Raw genomic sequence first — 21,337 nt, 5'->3', positions numbered from 1 at the left:
GGAGAAACACGGGAGGGGCGCAAAGCCCCTCCTGTCTGCGGCGCCCTCTTTTCCCGGTGTTAGATCCAACCATGAGCAAACCCATGATTTCGCGGCAGCGAGCCCTTGCCGGCTGGCTGCTTGCCGTCCCGCTGCTGGTGGCGCCTCTGGCGCAGGCGACCTCACAGCACCTGCAACACCTGTCACAACCCCGACCCGAGGCACTGCCCAGCGACCTGTGGCGGGTGTACCTGGATGCCCGGCAGAACAACAGCGAGCTGGCAGCCGCCCAGGCCGATCAGGCGGCCCGTGCCGAGGCGGTGCCCCAGGCCCGGGCCGGCCTGCTGCCCACGCTGTCCGCCAGTGCCGATCTCAATGCCACCAGCACCTCCCTGCAGCAGCCGCGGCAGGACACCCGACGCAGTGCCACCAGTTATCAGGCCGTGCTGAACCAGCCGATATTTCGCGCCGATCGCTGGTTCACCCTCAAGGCCGCGCAAGCACAAGACCAGCAGGCCCAACTGGAGCTGGCCGCCGCCGAGCAGAAACTCATGTTCGACAGCGCCCAGGCCTACTTCGGCCTGCTCAAGGCCCAGGACGCCCTGGCGGCGGCCAAGGCCGAAGAAGCGGCGCTCAAGCGCCAGCAGCAACTGGCCGAACGGGGCTTGCAGCTGGGCCTGTCGGACCGCACCGATGTGCTGCAGGCCCAGGCCGGGCATGACACGGCGCGGGCCAACCGCATCGTGGCGCAGAAGCAGACCGACGATGCCTTCGAAGCCCTGGACACCCTGACGCATCAGCAGTACCAGGCAGTCCAGGGGCTGCGCCACGACATGCCGGTGCTGCTGCCCGAACCCAACGACGCCCGGCGCTGGGTGGACACGGCGGTGCGCCAGAACCTGACCCTGCAGGCCAGCCAGTTTGCCCTGGAGGCGACACAGCAGACCCTAAGCGCACGCAAGGCCGGGCACGCGCCGACCCTGGACGCGGTGCTGCGCTACCAGACCGGGGACAACGACGCCCTGGGCTACGGCAACAGCGATATCCGTGGCAATGGCTACGGTGGCAATGTCGAGCAGCGCACGGTCGCTCTGCAGTTGAACATTCCGCTGTTCAGTGGCGGCCAGACCCGCTCCCAGGTGCGCGAAGCCCACCAGCGGATGAACCAGCGCGAGTACCTCAACGACGGCTTGCGGCGTCAAGTCGTGGAGCAGACCCGCAACCTGCATCGCGGTCTCAACAGTGGTGTCGATCAGGTGCAGGCGCGGCGCCAGTCGATCATCTCCAACCAGGGCGCCGTGCTGGCCTCGCAGATGGGCTTTCAGGTCGGAACCCGCAATATCGTCGATGTGCTGGAGGCGCAGCGTCAGCTCTATAACGCCGTGCGCCAGTACAACAACAGCCGCTATGACTACATTCTCGACACCCTGCGGCTCAAGCAGGCGGTGGGGACATTGTCGCCCCAGGACCTCAAGGCGCTTTGTGATTACCTCAAGGCCGACTACGATCCGGACCGCGATTTTCTGCCGCCGGAGTTTCCACGCCGGCTGGCTAAGCGCTGACAGGACCTGGCAACGCCCCAGGCAAGGGTTGGCGGGCACGGTTTTTTTAAGGCAAAGGGGCAAACGGTTGTACGGTTTTTTGGACTTCTTCGACAGTCACAGGCGCTGCTGTTATGCCCTGGGCGTGGTGATCGCGGTCGGCGCCGCAGTGGCGCTGGGCAACTACTACCGAGTGCAGGTCGAAGACGTCTACCGCGCGAGCATCCAGATGCAGACCCGGGAGCAGGCCCAGGACCTGGAACAATGGAAATCCAACGGTTTTGCCATTGGCGCACTGTCGATCCTCGGGCGTCACAACCCCTCGCTCAAGCGCATTGTCCTGGAGCCCAAGCCCTCTGCGGATCTGATGGAGCGGGCCACTATTCCCCTCAAGACCCTGTCCCTGGTGGTGGACGCCAACCATGCGTTTGTTCTCAACCGGGAAGGGGTGGTGGTAGCGGCCCATGACCAGCAGGGGCAGACGCCCCTGGGGCTGAACGTCGCCTTCCGCCCCTACTTCAAGGTGGCCCTCGATGGCGGCAGCAGTGTCTACGGTGCCATCAGCGCCACCACCGGCACTCGCATGTTCTACATGGCGGTACCGATCTTCGAGTCGCGTACGCGCCAGGACAAGGTGATCGGGGTGCTGGTGGCGCGTTTTGATGCCGACAGGCTCGATGCCAGCCTGAGCAAGCCGTACAGCGACGATCTGAAGATGATTCTGTCCCCCAGCGGCGTGGTGCTGGCCGCCAGTTCCCCGGCCTTTATCCTCAAGTCCGATCGGGCCTGGCCCTGGAACCGGTTCACGGGGGAGATCCGCCGCCAGTTCAGCGACTATCCGTTTGCCAACGGGGTGCCCGAACGCTTGCCCTTCGATGCCCATCAGTCGGTGATCGAGCTGGACGGCCGGCGCTATAGCCTGTCCCGGGTGGATTTCGACTGGAATGACCCCAGCGGTCCCTGGACCCTGATCACCCTGGGCGACCTGGATACGCTGTTGCCGGGGGAACAGGTGCTGCTGATCGAGGGGCTGAGTGCCCTGGTGTTCTTGCTGTTGCTGTGGGGCGGCCTGCGGCGTCTGGCCGATGCCCGGCGGCACAAGCGCGACGTGGCGCAGATCGAGCAGAGCGAACAGCGCCTGGACATGGCCCTGCAAAGCGGGGCCCTGGGGCTGTGGGACTGGAACCTCAGCCTGGGAACGGTCATCAACAACGATGTCTGGCTGCAGATTCTTGGCTACAGCAAACAGCAGATGGAACAGGCTTTCGGCCATGGCCTGGAGCGCTGGACCGCTCTGGTGCATCCGGACGACTACGAGCCGGTCATGGCCCGGCTCAAGGCGCACCTGAACGATGAAGTCGGCGAGTACCGCGCCGAATACCGCATGCGCAACAAGGCAGGGCAATGGCTGTGGGTGCTAGACATCGGCAAGGTCATGCAGCGCGACGCCAATGGGGCGCCGACGCGGGTCACCGGGGTGCTGCAAGACATCAGCGAGCGCAAGGCGGTGGAAGCGCAAATCCAGCAGTCACGACGGGATGCCGAGCGGGCCACCCAGGCCAAGTCGGAGTTTCTCGACTGCATGTCCCATGAGATCCGCACGCCGCTGAACGCGATCATCGGCATGGCCCACCTGGCACTGGACCTGCCGCTGGAGCCGGTGCAGCGCGACTACATCGAAAAGATCGACCGTGCGGCCAAACACCTGGTGGGCACCATCAACGGCGTGCTCGACTTGTCGAAGATCGAAGCCGGCAAGCTGAGCATGGAACAAGTGGGCTTCGATCTGCGGGAACTGGTGGACGATGTGTTGCTGCTGGTCCGCCAGCGCGCGGAAGAAAAGGCGCTGCGCCTGCAACTGGATATTCCCGCTTCACTGCCGTGCCGTTATGTCGGTGATCCACTGCGCCTGGCCCAGGTGCTGACCAACCTGGTGGACAACTCGATCAAGTTCACCGAGGCCGGCCATGTCTGTATTGGGGTATGCCTGGTGCGGCAGTGGGATCATCAGGTCCTGCTGTGCTTCAGCGTCACCGACACGGGGGTGGGCATCAGCGACGAGCAGCAGGCCTGCTTGTTCAATGTCTTTGTCCAGGCCGATCGGTCCATCAGCCGGCGTTACGGCGGCAGCGGCCTGGGGCTGACCATCTCGAAGAAAATCGTGCAACTGATGCAAGGTGATATCTGGGTGAAAAGCCAGCCAGGGCAGGGCGCAACATTCAAGTTCAGCGTGCGGTTGAGCCTGCCGCCGTTACCGCTTGAGGAAAACTGCACCGCGCCTACGGCGCCAGCGAACGGCGCCGCAGCGGGGCAGGGCGCTATCAATGACCCGGTACGCTGGCTGGCGGGGACGCGGGTGCTGGTGGTCGAGGACAACGGGCTCAACCAGGAAGTGTTGCAGGGCCTGCTGCAGCGCGTTGGGGTCCAGGTGGTGCTGGCGGCGAACGGTGCGCAGGCCCTGCGTTTGTTGCTTGAGGAGGGGCGCTTTGACGCTGTGCTGATGGATTGTCAGATGCCGGTCATGGACGGCTTCGCCACGACCCGCAAGATTCGCGGGTATCCGCACCTGCGGTGGCTGCCGATCATTGCCGTGACCGCCAGTAACCAGACCGATGTGCAGGGCAGGGCGGTGGCGGCCGGCATGAGCGATCTGCTGAGCAAGCCCCTGGAGGTCGCGGCGTTCTATCGGACCCTGGTGCGCTGGATCAAAGCGACGGACATGCCGCTAGCGCAAGTTCCGGCGCCTGCGGGTACCAGCGTCTTGAACTCGATTTATGAAGGCATCGACACCGCGCGCGGGCTGGCGGTGGTGAACCAGGACCTGGCCCTGCACCGCAAACTCCTGGCCGACTTTCGTGACAGCCAGCAGCAGGTCATCGAGCGCTTGTGGCAAGCCCATGCCGCAGGCGACTTGGCCGCCATCGGCTTTCTGGCCCACAGCCTGCAGGGCAACGCTGGGAGCATCGGTGCCACGGCGGTCAAAGAGGCCGCTGGACAACTGGAGGAACAGGCGGGCGGGCCGGCAGCGCTGGGGCCGCTGATCGAGCAGCTGGCGCGGTGCCTGGAACCGGTGCTGGCCGGCCTGGCGTCCCTGCCAGTGGCAGCTGGCGGGGATCTGGCAACGCAGCAGCTGGGGCTGGACGCTGAGCAGGTGTTGGCACTGGAGCGCTTGGCCAAGCTGCTGCGCAGTCATAATGCCCAGGCCCTGGCGCTGATCGATGAATTGTACGAGCAATACCCCTGTGGTCCTCTGCGGGCCATTCAAGAGCGGATCTACCGGTTGGAGTTCCAGCAGGCCCATGACCTGCTTGTCGACTTCCAGGGCTAGCGGGTGTCCTGGGTCAGGGCCTGATAGCGGGCCATGCGGTCGGTGCAGTGCTCGACCAGGCATTGATGCAAGGCGCGCAACGACGAAGTGATCTGCGAGCGGTGCGAGACCACCAGATTCAGCGGCGCCGCGTCGGACTGCCAACCGGGCAGCAGCGGCAACAGGCGCCCGGCGAGCAGGTCCTCCACGACATTGAGCAGCGGCAGGTTGACCACGCCATGGCCAGCCACGGCCCAGCGCCGCGCTGCATCGCCATCATCACAGCAAAAATGCCCTTGCACCGGCACGTCCTCGACCTTGCCGGCCCCATGGAAACGCCAGCGGCTCTCCGGGCGGCCAATGCTGTGGCAGATGATGCATTCATGTTCGCTCAGCTGTTCCGGCGACTCAGGCTGGCCATGCTCGGCCAGGTAATCGGGCGCGGCGCAGGCGATGAAGTAATGCTGCTTGAGCACCGGCAGCTCGACCAGATCCAGGGCCTGGTTCTTGCCGTAGCGCAACGCCGCATCGAAGCGGCCCTTGAGCAGGTCCTCTTCCTTGTCGCTCAGCGCCAGCTTGATGTACATGCGCGGCCGTTCCTGCTTGAGCCGGGCGAGCATGTCCAGCAGCAGGTTGCGGCCCAGGTCGGAAGACACCGTGAGTTCCAGCATGCCGTCATCGTGGCGCAACGAGCGCTTGCCGTTGGCCAGGATCTTCAAGGCGTGCTGGGCACTTTCCAGGTAGCGTGCGCCTTCGGGGGTGAGCTTCATGGTGCGGGTGGAGCGGGTGAACAGCCGCACGCCGAGGCGGTTTTCCAGGCGCTTGAGCCCCAGGCTGGCGGCAGCCGGGGTGATCGACATGACGCGAGCGGCGGGGGACAGGCCCTGAAGCTCGGCGATCAGAATGAACAGCTCCAGATCTGCGAAGTTAGGCATTGGCCAGGCTCACCATCCGTTCACCGGCCGAGAAAACTCTGTGACGAACTCAGCAAGGCCGCCGACAGTAGCTCCGGGTCGCCGGCGATGCATTGCTCGAACCCGGGCTGGCGATACATCTGGCCCACGGCTTGCGCATGTCGACTGTGGAGGTCCTCGGTGCTGGCCTGGAGCAGGCTCAGGTGGTAGTTCAGCGCCAGGGCGAACAGACGGGCCGACAGGGACAACTGCTCGCAGGTGTGCAGCTCGCCAGGGCCCTTGAGCAAGGCATCGGCGTGGGTGATTTTCCAGGCAAGGTTGAGGATCGGGTCTTCCGGCTCGGCGTGGGCGAGAATCTCCTCAATCAGCAGCCTGCTGTGACCCAGGGCCTGATCGATACGGCTGCCCGGCTGATTGAGGCCCATCAGCGCCAGGCAGGCAGCGCTACGCAAGGCCGCGGGGTCACGCCGGCTCGGGCTGCTGCGCAGCAGAATCGACAGGGTATCGAGCAGGGCCTGGAGGCGAATCTGCGGATTGCCGGCCAGTTGCAGGGTCAATGCACTGACAAAACCGTCGCGCATGTCGCTGCCGGCGCAAGGTCCGGCAACGGCTTGCAGGCCATGCAGGGGTTTGTTGCGGTAGCCCAGTTGCGTTGCCACCCGGGCCAGTACCACCGGTGGCGAAATCGGCTTGGCGATGTAATCGGCGGCGCCCAGCAGCAGCCCCAGGCGTTCGTCTTCGACGCTGCTGCGCGAGGTCAGGAAAATGACCGGAATGGCTGCAGTCGCCGGGTGACTCTTGAGCTCGCTGAGCACCTGGAAGCCATCCATCTCGGGCATCAGGATGTCGAGAATGATCAGATCGGGGCTGGCACTGCGAGCCAGGGCCAGGCCGCGCTCGCTGTTCTTCGCCAGCAGCACTTCATACTCGGTGGTCAGGGTTTTCGACAGCACGATCAACGATTGCGGATCATCGTCGATGGCCAGGAGCGTATAGGGCTTGGGAACATGCTCTGCGGGCATGACGAGGGGCCTGAACAAAATAGGCCGGCAGTCTAGCGTATTTGGTTTATGGGCACCTAGCGTCCAGCTGCCGCAGTCGAAGAGAATGAATCGCCTGCTCATCCTCCGAACAACAACCGTTTTTGCCGCCAGGCCGGTGCGCTGGTGGGAAAAAGCACTTCGCTCGGCCGGAAGCGGGCGATGCCGCAGGCAGCGGCAATACGCTGGCGTTGCTGGCCCCGGACAAGCGCTTGCTGAAAACTGCTTTCGCGCTGCGCCAGCCCCAGCACATAGCCCACGCCCGTCTGGAAATCACCTCCATGGGCCTGCCACCAGGCTGCGATCAACTGCGGGTCGGGCCAGGGTAGATTCTCATCGGGGTCCATGGCGACATTGGCATCCTCAGGGTCGTCGTTCGGGCCTGCATCGAAATCCGGCAGGTCCTGCAATTCCAGATCGAGTAACGCCAGGTCTGCCCCAGTAATCTGGCTGAAGGCCTCGCCGGCGACGCGGGCATGCGGCAGGTCGCTCATCTGCTGGATCAGCCAGGGCACGCTGACCGGGTCGCCCAGCAGCCCAACGGCCTGGATGCCGACGCGCTGTTGCTCAGGGTTCTGTATCAACTGACGTATCCAGGCGATGCTGTGCTCACGCCTTTGCCAGGCCAGCAGTACACAGAGCGCGCGGTACTGGAACTGGCCCTGTTGCTCGGCGAACTGCCGCAGCGGCTCCAGCGCTTCCTCGTCGCCCATCTGCGCGGTGGCCCAATTGGCCCAAAAGCGCGTGGCGGTGTCTTGGTGTTGCCGATGGCTTCGAATGGTCGGCATCAGGTCACGACGGCGCAGCTCGCCGGCAGTGCGGGCGGCACGTGCCAGCACGCTTGGGTCGGCGTGGGAAAGTCCGGTAAGCAGGGCTGGGCCGGGGTCGTGGCGGTGCATGCCACAGGCGGCCAGGCCGAGGCGCAGAAACAGGGGGTCGGGGGAGGCGAGCAGGCGATCGACCCAGGGCGATACCCACTTCCAGTCGAGCCAACCCAAGGCCATCAGGTAGCCGCTCTCCGTTTCTACGGCACTTCGCAAATGCTCGCTGAGCCGTGACAACACCTGTGCGTTACCCGCCTCGAAGGCCAGCACCACACTGGCGAACAGCTCGCCAATGGCGTGTGGCCCAAGTTGAGCCAACAGGGTTTCCAGGCCGCAGGTGCCGGCGACGCGAAGGCCGTCAAGGTGGGCGTCGATGCGCTCGTCGAGTTGGCTGAGGTGGTCGAAGTCGTAGTGCGGTGCGCCCAGGGCATAGTCCCGCAGGACGGCGAGGAAGCTGGCTTCTTCGACATGTTGATCCAAAATCAGCGGAATCAAGTTCGAGTACATTTCAAGGTCTTGAGAAATAGTGCGTTAAGCAAGTTTCCTCCAGCTCTGCCCGTCATGTACCAAGATATCCTTTTGGCCAACAGACCAAAGCGCCCCGTTTTTAGCGGAAAGACAGTAGCAAGTATTGGGCTTTGGCATGTTCCAGTTGACTGGCCGCAAAGAACTTTCATCGAGAACGTATACTTCGAACAAGGTGGCTAAATATATTTTTCCTTGGTGTTCAGCAATGCTCCAGAAATCATCGGTGAACTCGTCGAGATCGATGATTTCCCATGTATCCGCTCTACCACGCAGCAAAGTGCCTTGGCGGCCACATAAATAACAATAACCATCAGAGGCGCATATCAATGCAGTTATTTTAAAGTTGGTTGGACTGTCGACTTGCCGCCAGTTGCCTTGCTCCCGCAGCCATATTTCTCCCTTCCAGCCGGCGGCATAGATTTCATCATTGGAGAAACCGCCCAGTGCTTCGAAGCCAAAAACACTGTCTTTACTTGTAGGCTTTGGGGCATGTATAGGCTGCCAAGCAGAAGATCCATGGCGTACATACACTTCTCGGGACACTCCGCACAAGTAGGTATATTCGCCTATCGAGCTTATCCCTCTGAGCATTAGCGGTGGCGGATCCATTTCCGACAAGCTGAGGGTCGAGCCGAGATAGCCTTCCCCAATTTCACCCTCTTCGGATATTGCCAGCATCTGTTGTGACCGGTCGGTGGTCATGGCAACGGTATCCCAAGTCGCCTCGCCAACTTCTCGCCACTTTCCAGAGTTGTACTCCAGGAAAATAGTGTGCGAAACGTCCTGGGCTTCTAGTCCGATTTCCCGAAAAGCGAAAAAAGATTTCTGTGCGTCTACGGCGGCAACATAAGCGTAGTAATAATCTTCCAGCCATTCGTCAGCCATATGAATATCCGTTTATTGGGTGGTGGCTCAAGGGGAGGGTCTTCTCGCGGTACGGTTCAATACCGCTGGTTTACTTCTTCCGCTTGGTGAATGTTTTACTTTAGGGGGCTGCGTATTTGGCGGTAGCATTTTTTTATGCCCGTCGGCCAACTGTGCCGTGAGGCAGCGTTCGCTACAGTTTGACTCGGGAAACGCGCCACGAGTACTTTGGGCCGCCATGGAGGCCTCTTTACTGAATTCGCGCATATCACCTTTCTTGACCCCAGCGATAACCCCCAGAGCTTTATGCTCGCTGTGTCGTACACCATGGCTCCCATGAGTGTTCCCCCAGCCCTCAACGCACATACAAGGCGCTGTATCTTTCGAATACTCTTCCCAGCCGGGCTGGCGCTTGTTGTTACTGAACGCTCCTACAGAAAATGAGCTTTTCGGTATGACATGGTCAGGTGTTTGTGCTGGACAGCATCCGGCTATACCTGCTTCGTCCTTAGGGCGGTAGGGTACTAACTGACAGCGGCGAGCCGACAAGCATTTGTTTGCTTTGGCTCTTGTCGCTGCTTTGCTGGCCCAAGCGCTTTCATTGACCATTGCACCGCTCAGCTCGGCCTCTTTACAAACATTCTTTTCACCGTACGGTTTGTATTCCTGGCAGGATTTTCTTTCTCTTTTTTTCTCCCTTTTGCATTTTCCCTGGGTGCTCGGCGACATCTTGGAAAGGTGAGGCCAGGGAGGGGTATTACCTGGCTGTGAAGCATGGTTATGCGTCGTCATGTCAAGGTGCCGTACTACGTTTTGACCTTCGAACTTCACATTCATCGACCAGGAAGTGAAGTACACCTTCCCCTTGATCTTGCTAGTGATGACCCCCTTCTTGGGCGCATTCCCAGCCTCATCCCCATAACTTGTCTTGAAGTAACTCTTGTCCTTGAGCATCACCTCTTTGCGGGTGATCTTGACCGTTCGTGTGCCCCGGGTGGTGTCCTTGGACATACCCGTATTGGGGTAGGGAATGGGTACCCCTATCGGTGTCGGCGGAGCCACAGGCGGGGTGAAGCAGACATCCGGAAAGCAGGCGACGGACTTGCCATCGGCCGCCTTGCAGGAAATCTCCATATTGTTGGCATACACCTCGTTGGCCATCAGGCAGCCCTCACGGTCTGGTAGCTGAGCAGGGCGGCGGCGCGTTGGCCGGCGTCGTTGCCGAGGTGGCAGAGGATATTCGGGCCGTCACCGTAGCCCTTGCGGCTGGCGGCCAAGGCCACGGCCAGCATCGTCGGGCCAATGGCGGCGCCGACTTCGCCAATGCAGTCGGCCGGGTGCCAGAGGTGGAAGAACTCCTTGCGCACCCGCAGGGTACGGCTCAGGGCCAGGGAGGCTTCCTTGAAGTAGTACTGCTCGCCGGAGATGTCGGTGAGCCGATAATCCATTTGCTCCAACCCACAGCCAACCTCGCTCAGGGCAGCGCGTACGGCTTGAGTCAGGCCTTCAGCACGCAGGGGAGTACCTTCGGCCTCCACGGTGGCCTTCTCCACGCCGAACCCCAGGCTGAGGCAGGCCAATTGCGGTTCTTCGCTGGCAACGGGGGCGGCCAGCACCACGGCGGCGGCGCCTTCGCCGGGGATAAATCCGTTGGAGTTCTGGCTAGTGAGCAGGCGTTCGCGTGCTTCGAAAGCGGCCAGCGTCGGTCCATTCAAGAAGGAGTCGACGCCGGCAATCAGCACGTGGCGATGGCCGCCCTGGTAGATCAGCGTACGCGCATCAAGCAGGGCCACGGCAGCGCTGACCCGCCCATAGGCGATGACGTTGGAACTGGGATGAAAGCGCAGGCCCAATTCGGTTTCGATGGCGTGCAGCAGCCCCTTATCGAGGCCGTCGAGGCGGCCGGGGCGCTCGACTTCCGCCACCCCCAGCAGCAGCGGGGTCTTTTCCGGGTCGACGTTAGGGGTGCTTTGCAGCGCCTCGGCGATGGCACAGGCGGCCATCTTGATCAGCTTGCTGCGCCCACGCCAGGGCTGTTCCAGAGGCACGCTGGCAGCGATCAGCCATTCGCCGCCGCAGTCGATGAAGCGGGTTTCCTGGAAGTTATCGATAGCGCAGCGAATCGCCGCGCAGCTCGCGGGTGCGCTGAGGCCAACGGCGCTGACCATGCCGGAACCGATGATGCAAAGTGCAGTAGTCATCAGTCTGTCTCCTCGGGGGCGTGCCTGGCTTTTACCAGGGAGGAGAGCGACGGGTAGTAATCCTTGCCCAGTTCGTGGGCGCGCCACCAGCCAGTGGACACAGTGCCGACCAGCACCTGAGCGATCTCGAACATGTTGTGTCGTAGCGCACGGGAGACACGCCAGGTCAGCTGCACCTGGAGTGCATCTGTGTCGATCAGCAGGGTGTCGATCACCGCTTGCACAGTCTCGTGACCGCCTTTTTTCAGAAAGAAGGTCACCGGCACGTCCATTTCGGGGATGCGAAAGCCCGCGCGCTCCTGGCGTGTGAGGTTGAGCAGCAACACATCCTCGCCGCCACGCAGGTAAGGAATCTGCTGATCGTCAGGGGCCGCCTGAAAGTAGCGACGGTCGAAATCTCCCGGCAGAAACGGAAAGCGGTCGGCCAGCCAGGCATCGTCGTAAGTGCCAGCGAAGCGAGCACGTTGCGGCCAACTGCGGCCGATGGGGCCAAGGGCCATAGGACGGAAGTCGCCAGAGGGACTGTCGATCGCCTTGCCCAATTCCTCGGTGCTCGGCATCGGCATGCCGACGATGGCAGCACTCCCCATGCTACTTGGGAACCAGCCACAACCGGTCGGATTGTCCAGGTAGCAGTGACGCAATTCGGAGTCTTTCGCCATCGGATGGCTGCCGCCAAAGGCCTGGGCATAAGAGATGTCCTGCTCGCTGAAGGGCTGCGGCAAGCCGGGAGAAACGCCCAGTAGCCCCAATTGCCATTGTCGGGGGCCGAGGACGGAAAAGGCCTTGCTCATCTGACCGACGCGAATGCCCGCTGCCAGCTGCCTAACGGGTCGCCCGCCTGGGGCATAGGCCTTGCCGCGCACCAGCACGTCGCAGAACGGCTTGACCGGTGCGAAGTCCATTTCCTGCAGCGGGGCGCTGAGACCGGGTTCGCCGAGGAATGTATCGGCCATCAGCAGCGGTTGCTGGGTCTCGGCGAGGGTCGCCGTGCGGCCGTCCAGCGGCAGATTAAACGTGCCTTTGGCCACCACCACCAGGGATTCGCGGCCATCGGGCTCCATGCCCTGGGTATAGGCAGCAAGCAGTTTGCTGGCGTTGAGCAGTTCCATAGGCGACTACCTGTCTAGTTGATCTGCACCGAACCACCCTTGATGCGGTTGACCCCGCTGGAGCGACTGGACAGGTAAGCGCCCTGGATGATCACTTTGCCCGCGCGGGTCAAGGTGATGCTGGCCTTGCCGCAACGCAGCACGATCTCGCGTTCGGCGCGCAGTTCCAGGCGCTGGTCGTCCAGTTGCACGCTGGCAACCGGTTCGGGCACCATGGCCTGGCTCAGCAGGCGGCCGATCACTAGCGGGCGGGAAGGGTCGCCATCTTCGAACATCAGCGCCACTTGGCTGCCGATGTCTTCAGGGGAGAGCAGGGTGGTGCTGCGGGCGGCGATGCTCTGTTGCTCGGAGCAGCCGGGGTAGGTCACCCAGGGCGCACTGGCCTGTGGCAGGTCGAGCAGTACACCGACGACTACGCCATCGATACGGGCCTGCGTGGGCAGTGAGTATTGAACCGTCATACGCGTTACTCCTAGTTTTGCAGGATCTTGCGTCCCTTGATCACCACGTTCTTGTTGGCCTTGATGTTGATCGCGCCAGAGCCGTCTATGGTGATGTCCTTGCCGCTGATGCTGATGGTGCCGTCCTTCTTCATGACGATGCTGGCTTTGCCGGTCATGATGGTCACCGAGTCACCGGCATCGATGACAAGGTTCTTGCCCACCCTCAGCTCATCGTCCTTGCCGATATCGGTCGTGCGTCCTGCGCCGACCTGGCGCGATTCGTTGTCTTTTACCGTCGTTGAAAGATTGGCTCCGACGTCCACCGAGCGGTTGGTGCCCACATTGGTCGACTGGTAGAGGCCCACGTTGACGTTTTGGTAGGCCCCGACATTCACCGTTTGAAAGGCGCCGATGACAACTTCCTGCGCGGCGCCGATGGCGATCGTCTCGTTGATACCTACCGCATGGGTGCGTTGCAGGGCCACGGTCGCGGTTTCGCTGGCGCCCACGCTGATGGTGCGGTTGAGGCCTATGCTGATCGTCTCGTTACTGCCGACGCTTTCGGTACGGTTGACGCCAATGCTGATGTCCTCGTTGTTGCCCACGCTTTCAGTGCGGTTGACGCCGATGGTGATGGTCTCGTTGTGATCGACGGTTTCGGTGCGGTCGTGTTTGACATGCACAGTCTCGTCGTTATCGATGGTCTTGCTGCGGTCGTGGCCGACCCAGTGGGTCTCGTCGTTCTCGACCTCGATGTCCTGGTTCTTCTCGGCATGGATAAACAGTTGCTCCGCACCTTTCTTGTCCTCCATGCGGATTTCATTGAAGTTGGCCGGTGAGCCGTCCTTGCTCGAACGGCTTTTCACCCCGCTCTGAGTGGCATTGGCCGGTAGCGTGTAGGGCACGGTCTGTTCGGCGTTGTAGACGCGGCCAGTGATGATCGGCCGATCCGGGTTGCCTTCGATGAAACTGACGATCACTTCCTGACCGATCCGCGGGATCTGCACCGCCCCCCAGTTCTTGCCGGCCCAGGCCTGGGACACGCGCATCCAGCAGGAGCTATTGGCATTGGACTGGTCGTGGCGGTCCCAGTAGAAATGCACTTTGACCCGGCCATACTGGTCGGTCCAGATCTCCTCGCCATCGGGGCCGACCACCACGGCGGTCTGCGGTCCGCGAACAATGGGCATGGGGGTCAGGGGAAGAGGGCGGAAGGCCTGGCTGGCATCCATGCAGTCCAGCTCGCTGGTGAACTGCTCGGACAGGTCCAGCTGCGCATTTTCATAGAGTTCCTGGCGGATCTGATAGCGTGCGAACACTACCAGGTATTCGCGGTTCTGGTCCTCGCGCTCGTAGCCGGTCAGCTTGAACAAATGGCCGCAGCCCAGCCCGCGGGCGCGGCCGCGCAGCTGCACGCGCTCGAACTGGCTGTGAATGGCTTCGATGCGGGTACGCGCGTAGTGCTCGCCATCGTTGCTCTGAACATATTCACCGGGGTAGTCGTAGAGCGGGTGGTCGCCGTTGCTGTGACTGCGCGACACACTGGAGCGCACCTCCAGTCTGGCGCGGGGGCGCTTGAAGTCGTAGTCGTTTAGCTCCAGAGAACCGGGTTGGACTTCCCGCTCCAGTTGCCAATCGTAGAAATGGTCGCGCTCGCGCATTTGCCGATCGGGCGGGTAGAAGGGCACCGAGTCATAGTCGGCCACCGTGGAGTGGGCGCCATAGGCGTCGGCAAGCACCAGTACATGACGCGCCTGCTCATGGCGAAAGTAGTAATAGATGCCTTCGTGCTCCATCAACCGGCTGACGAAGTCAAAGCTGGTTTCACGGTACTGCACGCAATATTCCCATTCGCGGTAGCTGCCGCTCAGGCTGTCTTCGAAATCGGAGAAGCCGAGGTCGCGGAACACCTGCTTGATGATCTCCGGCACCGTTTTGTTCTGGAAAATCCGGCAGTCCGAAGTGCGCGTGAGCAGCCATAACCAGGGCCGTAGGTTGACGCGGTAGCCGGCGAACTGACCGTGGCCGTTCACTTGCCGGCAGCTGCAGACAATGCCGTGGAAATAGCGTTTGCTGCCGTCGTGCAGCTCCAGGGTCAGGCCCATCGGCTTGCCCAGCAACTGGTCGAATGTGATCGCTCGGTTTTCGGAGGTGAGGTCCAATTCGTAGTGGAACAACCGCCCCAGCTCTTCGTTGCCTTCCATGCTCTGCAGCAACAGGACATCGCCGCCGAGGGGACTGTCGACCTGCACCAAACGGTTGTTTTGCGTTATTGCCATAAACGACTTCCTCTGGCTCGTGTTCGGGCGTCAGTCGTCCGTCTCGCGGGGTCAGGGGAAATCGTGTCCATCCATCGCGGTACATCCACCACAGAGATGATCTCCATATCGGCCTCATAGGCACTCAGTCAAAGCGAACGTACGAGTCAATCCGGCTCCTGCGGATTAACCTTCTGTCCAGAGCCACTTGGGCATCACCTCTAACAATTCCGGTTAAAGTCTTAGCGCGGTTTAATCCTAGTCAAGAAACTCTCCGACCAATGGAGCGAACACCGAGCCGTTTCAAGATAGGTGACCGACGGTCATTTTTTACCTGGCTACGAGCGCGACGACATGCACCGGGAGGTGGCGCGTCATCAAGGCAACTCGCCGTTATAGCTGGCTTGGCGGCCCATGAATGGGAGGGGTTGTTCATCTATAGCGGCCCAAGCTCACCACCATCTGCGCCTCAGCGGGTTGCCCATGGCCAAGCACCTGGGTGAATCGAAGCAAAAGCTGCTCCAGCTCATGGCGCTAAGTTGCCCGATTCGCTTGAATAACGCCCCGCGTCGCCTTGCCAAACAAGTGCGCAGCCAAAGAATAAAACGGAATATTTCGAAAGGACCCGGCATGTCGTTATCCCGCTGTCTATCTGGCCTGTCCAACTTGCTGCACTACCGCCGCGAATGGTTGCGCGCCGACCTGCGGGCCGGGTTGTCCGTGGCGGCTATCCAGATCCCGATCGCCATCGCCTATGCGCAGATTGTCGGCCTGCCACCGCAGTACGGGCTTTACGCCTGTGTGCTGCCGATGATCGTCTATGCCTTGATCGGCAGCTCGAGGCAACTGATGGTCGGCCCCGATGCCGCCACTTGCGCCATGCTCGGCGGGGCCGTGGCGCCTTTGGCCATGGGCGACCTGCAGCGTACCGTCGAATTGTCGATGATCGTCACCGTGCTGGTGGGCCTGATGCTGATTGCCGCCGGGATCGCCCGGGCGGGTTTTATCGCCAGCTTCTTCTCGCGGCCGATCCTCATCGGCTACCTCAACGGCATCGGTCTGAGCCTGATCGCCGGGCAAATGGGCAAGGTGGTGGGTTTCAAGATCGAAGGCGACGGCTTCATCCTGGGGCTGGCGGACTTTCTCCAGCGCCTGGGGGAGATCCATGGCCTGACCCTGGCCGTCGGCCTGGCCAGCCTGGGCCTTTTGATCTGGCTGCCGCGACGCTATCCGCGCGTACCTGCGGCGCTGCTGACGGTGGCGCTGTTCACCTTACTGGCCGGGCTATTGGGCTTCGACCGCCTCGGAGTGGCGATCCTCGGTCATGTGCCGGCCGGGATGCCGGAGTTGTCCTGGCCCAAGACCACCCTGGAGGAAAGCAAGAGCCTGCTGCGCGACGCACTGGGCATCGCTACCGTGAGTTTCTGCAGCGCCATGCTCACTGCCCGCAGCTTCGCCGCGCGCCATGGCTACGCGATCAACGCCAACCATGAATTCATCGCCCTGGGCCTGAGCAACCTGGCCGCCGGTGCCTCCCAGGGCTTTGCCATCAGCGGTGCGGATTCGCGTACCGCGGTCAATGACATGGCCGGAGGCAAGAGCCAACTGGTGGGCATCATCGCCGCCCTGGCGATTGCGCTGATTCTGCTGTTTTTCACCGCGCCCATGGCGTGGATTCCGCAGCCGGCTCTGGGCGCGGTGCTGTTGATGGCGGGCTGGGGCTTGCTCGACGTCAAGTCCCTGAAGCAAATCTACCGACTCAGCCGCTTCGAGTTCTGGCTGTGCCTGCTGACCACCGTCAGTGTGCTGGGGCTGGGCGTGCTGCCGGGCATCATGTTCGCCGTGACCCTGGCCATCCTGCGCCTGCTGTACAGCATCTACCAACCCACCGATGCGGTGCTGGGCTGGATGCCGGGCATCGAAGGCCAGGTGGACATCCGCCAGTACCCGCAAGCCCGCACTGTGCCCGGCCTGGTGGTGTATCGCTTCGACGACGCGATCCTGTTCTTCAACGCCGACTACTTCAAGATGCGCCTGCTGGACACCGTGCAGCGCGAGAGCCAACCCGAGGTGGTGCTATTCGATGCCGAGGCGGTGACCGATATCGATGTCAGCGGCATCGCGGTGCTGCGGGAAATCCGCGAGACCCTGGCCGCCCAGGGCATCTACTTCGCTATCGCCCGTGCCCGCGGTACTTTCCTGGCGATGCTGGAACGTTCGGGGATGACCCGGGAAATGGACAGCCAGTTGCTGTTCGGTTCGGTACGTTCGGGCATCAGGACCTACCGCATATGGCGCAACAGCATGCGCGGCAAGCAATGAAGCAGAGGAGGGTGACCGGCAGGGAGCGGCCCTGCCGGCGCTTGATCGAGGCTCAGCCAGGCTGGCACGGCATCACTGGGTGATGGTCATGCTGCTGGTGGCCTGGACCGAACCATAGCGGATGCGCGGATACGTCGGGTCGGCGTAGCTGAAATCCATCACCGTGCCGACGGAACCGAAGTACAGGGCCTGGCAATTGAAGTTCACCGCGACCTGGCCGCCGTAAGGAGTGACTCCGATGGCGACCTGGGTCGGCCCGGTCCATTCGATCTTGCAACCCAGCGTACCGCCTGCTGCGCCGGCATTGTATCCACGACAGTTCAAGGTGGCGTTGCCGTTGCTGGTATTGGGAAAGCCCGCCCATTTGGCGATGGCCAGGTTGGCCGAGCATGAAGTGTTGACGCTGCTGGCTCCCGGGGCGAGCTTGTAGACCCCCGACGGTGGCGCAAGCGTTGCCGTGACAGGCGTCAATGGCAGCGCGGCAAGGCTCGATGCCGCCTGGTTTTCCACCACCGTGGTGGGGGACGGCGGGAGCTTGCACACCACCACGGCGCCGACGTCGTCGGACTTCTTCAACTCACCCAGCGCAGTGATATCGGCGCCGCCCTTCGACTCGCAGAAGAGTTTGCGCAACTGGGCTTTTTCTTCGCTCTCAGCCATGGACGAGGCCTGGGCCAAAGGTGCAAGTGCCAGGCCAATGACTGCAGCCATCAGCACGCTTGAACGTTTCATGATCGATTCCTTATCGGGTTATGACTGGCTGCACCCTATGAGTCCCAGGCGGTTTTTTTCATGACAAAAGCTCGGGTGTTTCGCGCAAGCAGGGGCGCTGGGGTTTTGTCCTTTCGGGGCTTGACCTGATGCCGCTATCTGCTGTTGAATGCGCGCCCTGAAGCCTCTGCAACCTTTTCTCCAAGTGGTGAAGCCAGTGCCCTACGCCAGCCAACACGCCTGATACCGACGACGGTCCATCCTGCCTGATGGCTGCCCGTGCCTATGCACGGCGGCGCTTCATTGCCATGCCTGCCTGATCCTGTCGTTGGTTTTTCTCTATTTTCGAGGACAAACCCATGCACACGGATATTCGTGCCACCGCGCACAACCTGGAACTGCTCAAATACCCCCGTACGCCCCACCTGCAAGGCTCGCGCCTGCAAGATGGCGACACTGACACTGGCCAGGTGCGCTATGGCGCTCTGGCCGGACAGTGGCTGGTGGTGGAAGAAAAACTCGATGGTGCCAACGCGGGCATCAGCTTTGGCGCAGGCGGCGAGTTGCTCCTGCAATCTCGCGGTCACTACCTCACCGGCGGTGGGCGCGAGCGCCAGTTCAATCTGTTCAAGCAGTGGGCCTCGGCCCATGAGCACTGGTTGCTGGAACGCCTGGAAGATCGCTTCGTGCTGTATGGCGAGTGGCTGCACAAGAAGCACTCGGTGTTCTACGACCACTTGCCACATTACTTCTGCGAGTTCGATGTGTGGGACCGCGCCACAGGGCTGTTCCTCTCCACCGCGGCGCGCCGGCGCCTGCTAGAAGGTGGGCCGGTGCTGTCGGTGCCTGTGCTGTACGAAGGCCCGGCACCGCGCCGGCATGCCGAGCTGCTAGCGCTGGTGGGCGATTCGCTGGCCAAGACCGCGCACTGGCGCCAGGTGTTCGAGCAGGTGGTGCACCGCGAAGGCCTCGACCTGGCCCGTGCCTGGCGCCAGTGCGACCGCTCCAGCCGCATGGAGGGCCTGTACCTGAAGCTCGAGGACGAGCAGCAGACCCTCGGCCGGCTCAAGTGGGTACGCCAGGACTTCGTCCAGGCCATCCTCGATGCCGACCAGCACCATGCCAACCAACCCTTTATCCCCAATCAACTGGCCGCCGGCGTCGATCTCTATGCCCCGCGCCTGTCCATGGACTGGCAGGGCCCACGCCACGGCTACTGAAGGAGCATCCCGAAATGGATATTCAACAACTGCGACAACTGGTGCCTGAGCCGGGGCGCGATATGGACACCGCCGCCTGCCTGTCGGCCATTCCGGCCCTGGCGCGCCTGGCCGACACACCGCAAGACCCGATCTACCACGCCGAGGGCGATGTATGGATTCATACCTGCCTGGTGGTCGAAGCATTACTGGCCCAACCCGCCTACCAGCAGGCCAGCGCCGAACAACGCTTTGTGCTGTTCTTCGCGGCCCTGTTGCACGACATCGCCAAGCCCGACACCACGGTGATCGACCCAGATACCGGGCGTATCGGCCAGCCCGGTCATTCACGCCGGGGGGCGGTGGATGCGCGGCTGCTGTTGTGGCGCGCCGGTGTGCCGTTCGAGCTGCGCGAGCAGATCTGCCGCATCATCGCCGTGCACCAAGTGCCGTTCTTCGCCCTGCAGGGTGATCGCAGCGGCCGCAGCCCTGAGTTCCTGTTGCACAAACTGTCCTGGGAACTGCCGCTGTGGATGCTCTGTGCCATCGCCGAGGCCGATATGCAGGGCCGCAACTACGCCGGCAAGGCCGATGTACTGGACGCCATCGAACTGTGGCGCGAACTGGCGCAGGAGGAGGGCTGCCTGCACGGACCGCGGGCCTTTGCCGACGACTACACACGCATTCAGTACCTGCGTGGCGCCCGGGTACATCCCGACTACCCGTTGCACGCGCCCCAGGGTTCGTCGGTGGTGATGCTCTCGGGCCTACCGGCCAGTGGCAAGGACACCTGGACCGCACAGCATCACCCGGAGCTGCCGGTGGTGTCGTTCGACGACGCCCGCCAGGCCCTGGGCCTGCGCCATGGACAGAATGAAGGCGCCGCTGCGCATTACGCCATCGACCGGGCCAAGGTCTTGCTGCGAGAGCACAAACCCTTTGTGTGGAACTCGACGCACCTGTCGGCGCAGATGCGCAACCGCACCCTGGACTTACTCTACGGCTACGGCGCGCAAGTGGAGATTCTTTACCTGGAGCGCCCCGAGGGCGAGATCATGCGGCGCAACCAGCAGCGCGACACCTCGCTGCGCAACGATGATATCCGTCGCATGCTGTTCAAGTGGGAAGTGCCGCTGCCGACCGAGGCGCATCGGGTTGTTTATCAGGCGGTGACGGGGTGAGTGGTCCAGGGGGACATGGCGACGCGAGACATGAAGCGTTTCAAACCCTATCCGCTTGAAAAACAACAAACTTGAAAGTTACCGCCAGAAATCACCAGGTAAATAAAAATGTCAGAAACTGCAGAAAAAATAAGTGAGGTATTACAAGCTTTTCACAGTTTTGAAGATGGCTTGCTATTGTCGTTCGAGTTTAATTATGCGCCAGGCGAGCGACTCGCAGCACAGGTTGTATTTCATGCCAGAGATCATCGTATTGATGGGAATGTTTGGAAGAGAGTCAGAGTGGTTGTCCGTGGCGTCGAAGAGCTGAGTGCGAAAGTTAGCGGTCATCAATTCAATTCAATTTGCTCGGGGGTTCGGTTGTTGAAATTTGACGAGTACTGGTGTGTCGATATTGATGGGAATTACGCGTTGGATGCCGATCCAGCATCTATTGATGAAGTGCGCCAAGAAGGGGGTCTATATGTTATTGGTCGTGATATTGAGGTTTATGAGCTTGAGGGCTAGGCGATCCCAGTGAAAGTGGTTGTAGCCAAGAACGTACCCTCGTTGATTGAACTTCCTGACGTTCCACCCGGACATCCTGCAACGGATGGAGTATCCCCTGGAAATGAAGCTTACCGATCTCTATAACAAGGTAATCAGTAAAGAACCGTATAATGATATGGACGTGTTCTTCGAGAGCTATGAAAGCTTTGAGGAGATTCCGCTCGTATCAAGGTATGGTCGCTTAAAGCACTTGATGGATGAAATGAGCAACGATGGGGTATCTGACTTCCTGACAGGGCTCGCTTTGTTTGTTTTAAATACTTTAAAAGTCTTGGAGACCTCAACAGGTAAAGATATTTTTTCGCCGTGACTTTTACAGACTTTGAAGGACTGGAGCAACAAGGTGTTCTCATACCCAATATTT

17 protein-coding genes are annotated in these 21,337 nt (G+C 61.5%); 7 read left to right on the top strand and 10 right to left on the bottom strand.

From position 1 onward, the window contains the following. Positions 1-71: 71 nt before the first annotated feature. Together ABCR88_RS16260 and ABCR88_RS16255 are read left to right on the top strand one after the other, a co-directional pair. Complete coding sequence (locus ABCR88_RS16260) at positions 72-1,541, top strand: TolC family outer membrane protein (RefSeq protein WP_041118180.1); 1,470 nt, start codon at positions 72-74, stop codon at positions 1,539-1,541. A 79-nt stretch (positions 1,542-1,620) separates the two neighbouring features. Further along, complete coding sequence (locus ABCR88_RS16255) at positions 1,621-4,848, top strand: ATP-binding protein (RefSeq protein ID WP_350404901.1); 3,228 nt, start codon at positions 1,621-1,623, stop codon at positions 4,846-4,848. On the opposite strand, the gene ABCR88_RS16250 is transcribed toward ABCR88_RS16255, so the two are convergent. From ABCR88_RS16250 to tssI, 9 genes are all read right to left on the bottom strand, one after another. Then, the gene (locus ABCR88_RS16250; RefSeq protein WP_325984645.1) at positions 4,845-5,762 is read right to left on the bottom strand and encodes a LysR family transcriptional regulator; all 918 of its coding nucleotides are present in this window, start codon (positions 5,760-5,762) and stop codon (positions 4,845-4,847) included. The two genes, ABCR88_RS16255 and ABCR88_RS16250, sit on opposite strands and share 4 nt — an antisense overlap. Before the next feature lie 20 nt (positions 5,763-5,782). Beyond that, entirely contained in the window at positions 5,783-6,763 is a 981-nt protein-coding gene (locus ABCR88_RS16245) for a response regulator (protein WP_325984646.1), read from the bottom strand. A 98-nt stretch (positions 6,764-6,861) separates the two neighbouring features. Continuing rightward, positions 6,862-8,112, bottom strand: coding sequence for a TIGR02270 family protein (locus ABCR88_RS16240; protein WP_350404880.1), 1,251 nt, complete (start codon positions 8,110-8,112; stop codon positions 6,862-6,864). 24 nt (positions 8,113-8,136) lie between these two features. Continuing rightward, the gene (locus tag ABCR88_RS16235) at positions 8,137-9,018 is read right to left on the bottom strand and encodes a hypothetical protein (RefSeq protein WP_041118184.1); all 882 of its coding nucleotides are present in this window, start codon (positions 9,016-9,018) and stop codon (positions 8,137-8,139) included. A 27-nt stretch (positions 9,019-9,045) separates the two neighbouring features. Continuing rightward, positions 9,046-10,158 carry a PAAR-like domain-containing protein gene (locus tag ABCR88_RS16230; RefSeq protein ID WP_080774194.1) on the bottom strand — a complete coding sequence of 371 codons (1,113 nt, stop codon included), beginning with the start codon at positions 10,156-10,158 and terminating at the stop codon, positions 9,046-9,048. Continuing rightward, positions 10,158-11,198, bottom strand: a complete 1,041-nt coding sequence (locus ABCR88_RS16225; protein ID WP_041118185.1) for a 3-oxoacyl-ACP synthase — start codon at positions 11,196-11,198, stop codon at positions 10,158-10,160. Before ABCR88_RS16225 ends, ABCR88_RS16230 begins: the two co-directional genes overlap by 1 nt. Next, entirely contained in the window at positions 11,198-12,310 is a 1,113-nt protein-coding gene (locus ABCR88_RS16220) for a DUF2169 domain-containing protein (protein WP_350404879.1), read from the bottom strand. Before ABCR88_RS16220 ends, ABCR88_RS16225 begins: the two co-directional genes overlap by 1 nt. 14 nt (positions 12,311-12,324) lie before the next feature. Next, positions 12,325-12,771 (bottom strand): DUF6484 domain-containing protein, encoded by a 447-nt coding sequence (locus tag ABCR88_RS16215; RefSeq protein ID WP_041118187.1) that lies wholly within the window; start codon positions 12,769-12,771, stop codon positions 12,325-12,327. A gap of 11 nt (positions 12,772-12,782) precedes the next feature. Next, positions 12,783-15,032, bottom strand: coding sequence for a type VI secretion system tip protein TssI/VgrG (tssI, locus tag ABCR88_RS16210; protein ID WP_350404878.1), 2,250 nt, complete (start codon positions 15,030-15,032; stop codon positions 12,783-12,785). Positions 15,033-15,641: 609 nt separating this feature from the next. Here tssI and ABCR88_RS16205 point away from each other — a divergent pair. After that, positions 15,642-17,333, top strand: a complete 1,692-nt coding sequence (locus ABCR88_RS16205; protein ID WP_011061293.1) for a SulP family inorganic anion transporter — start codon at positions 15,642-15,644, stop codon at positions 17,331-17,333. 72 nt (positions 17,334-17,405) lie between these two features. On the opposite strand, the gene ABCR88_RS16200 is transcribed toward ABCR88_RS16205, so the two are convergent. Next, positions 17,406-18,065: a hypothetical protein gene (locus tag ABCR88_RS16200; protein ID WP_041118190.1), complete on the bottom strand. Its 660-nt coding sequence runs from the start codon at positions 18,063-18,065 to the stop codon at positions 17,406-17,408. A 338-nt stretch (positions 18,066-18,403) separates the two neighbouring features. Here ABCR88_RS16200 and ABCR88_RS16195 point away from each other — a divergent pair, with 338 nt between their 5' ends. From ABCR88_RS16195 to ABCR88_RS16180, 4 genes are all read left to right on the top strand, one after another. Further along, entirely contained in the window at positions 18,404-19,264 is an 861-nt protein-coding gene (locus ABCR88_RS16195) for an RNA ligase family protein (RefSeq protein ID WP_041118191.1), read from the top strand. Positions 19,265-19,278: 14 nt separating this feature from the next. Further along, complete coding sequence (locus tag ABCR88_RS16190; protein WP_350404877.1) at positions 19,279-20,424, top strand: AAA family ATPase; 1,146 nt, start codon at positions 19,279-19,281, stop codon at positions 20,422-20,424. Positions 20,425-20,532: 108 nt separating this feature from the next. Next, positions 20,533-20,931 carry a hypothetical protein gene (locus ABCR88_RS16185; RefSeq protein ID WP_337153225.1) on the top strand — a complete coding sequence of 133 codons (399 nt, stop codon included), beginning with the start codon at positions 20,533-20,535 and terminating at the stop codon, positions 20,929-20,931. 103 nt (positions 20,932-21,034) lie between these two features. Beyond that, positions 21,035-21,283, top strand: a complete 249-nt coding sequence (locus tag ABCR88_RS16180) for an Imm15 family immunity protein (protein ID WP_350404876.1) — start codon at positions 21,035-21,037, stop codon at positions 21,281-21,283. The last annotated feature ends 54 nt before the right edge of the window (positions 21,284-21,337 follow it).

This window comes from Pseudomonas sp. W17, from assembly GCF_040268305.1.
In the GTDB taxonomy this organism is placed as follows: Bacteria; Pseudomonadota; Gammaproteobacteria; order Pseudomonadales; family Pseudomonadaceae; genus Aquipseudomonas; species Aquipseudomonas protegens.
The sequence above is the reverse complement of the archived record's forward strand: the minus strand, read 5'-3'. Positions and strand labels throughout refer to the sequence as shown.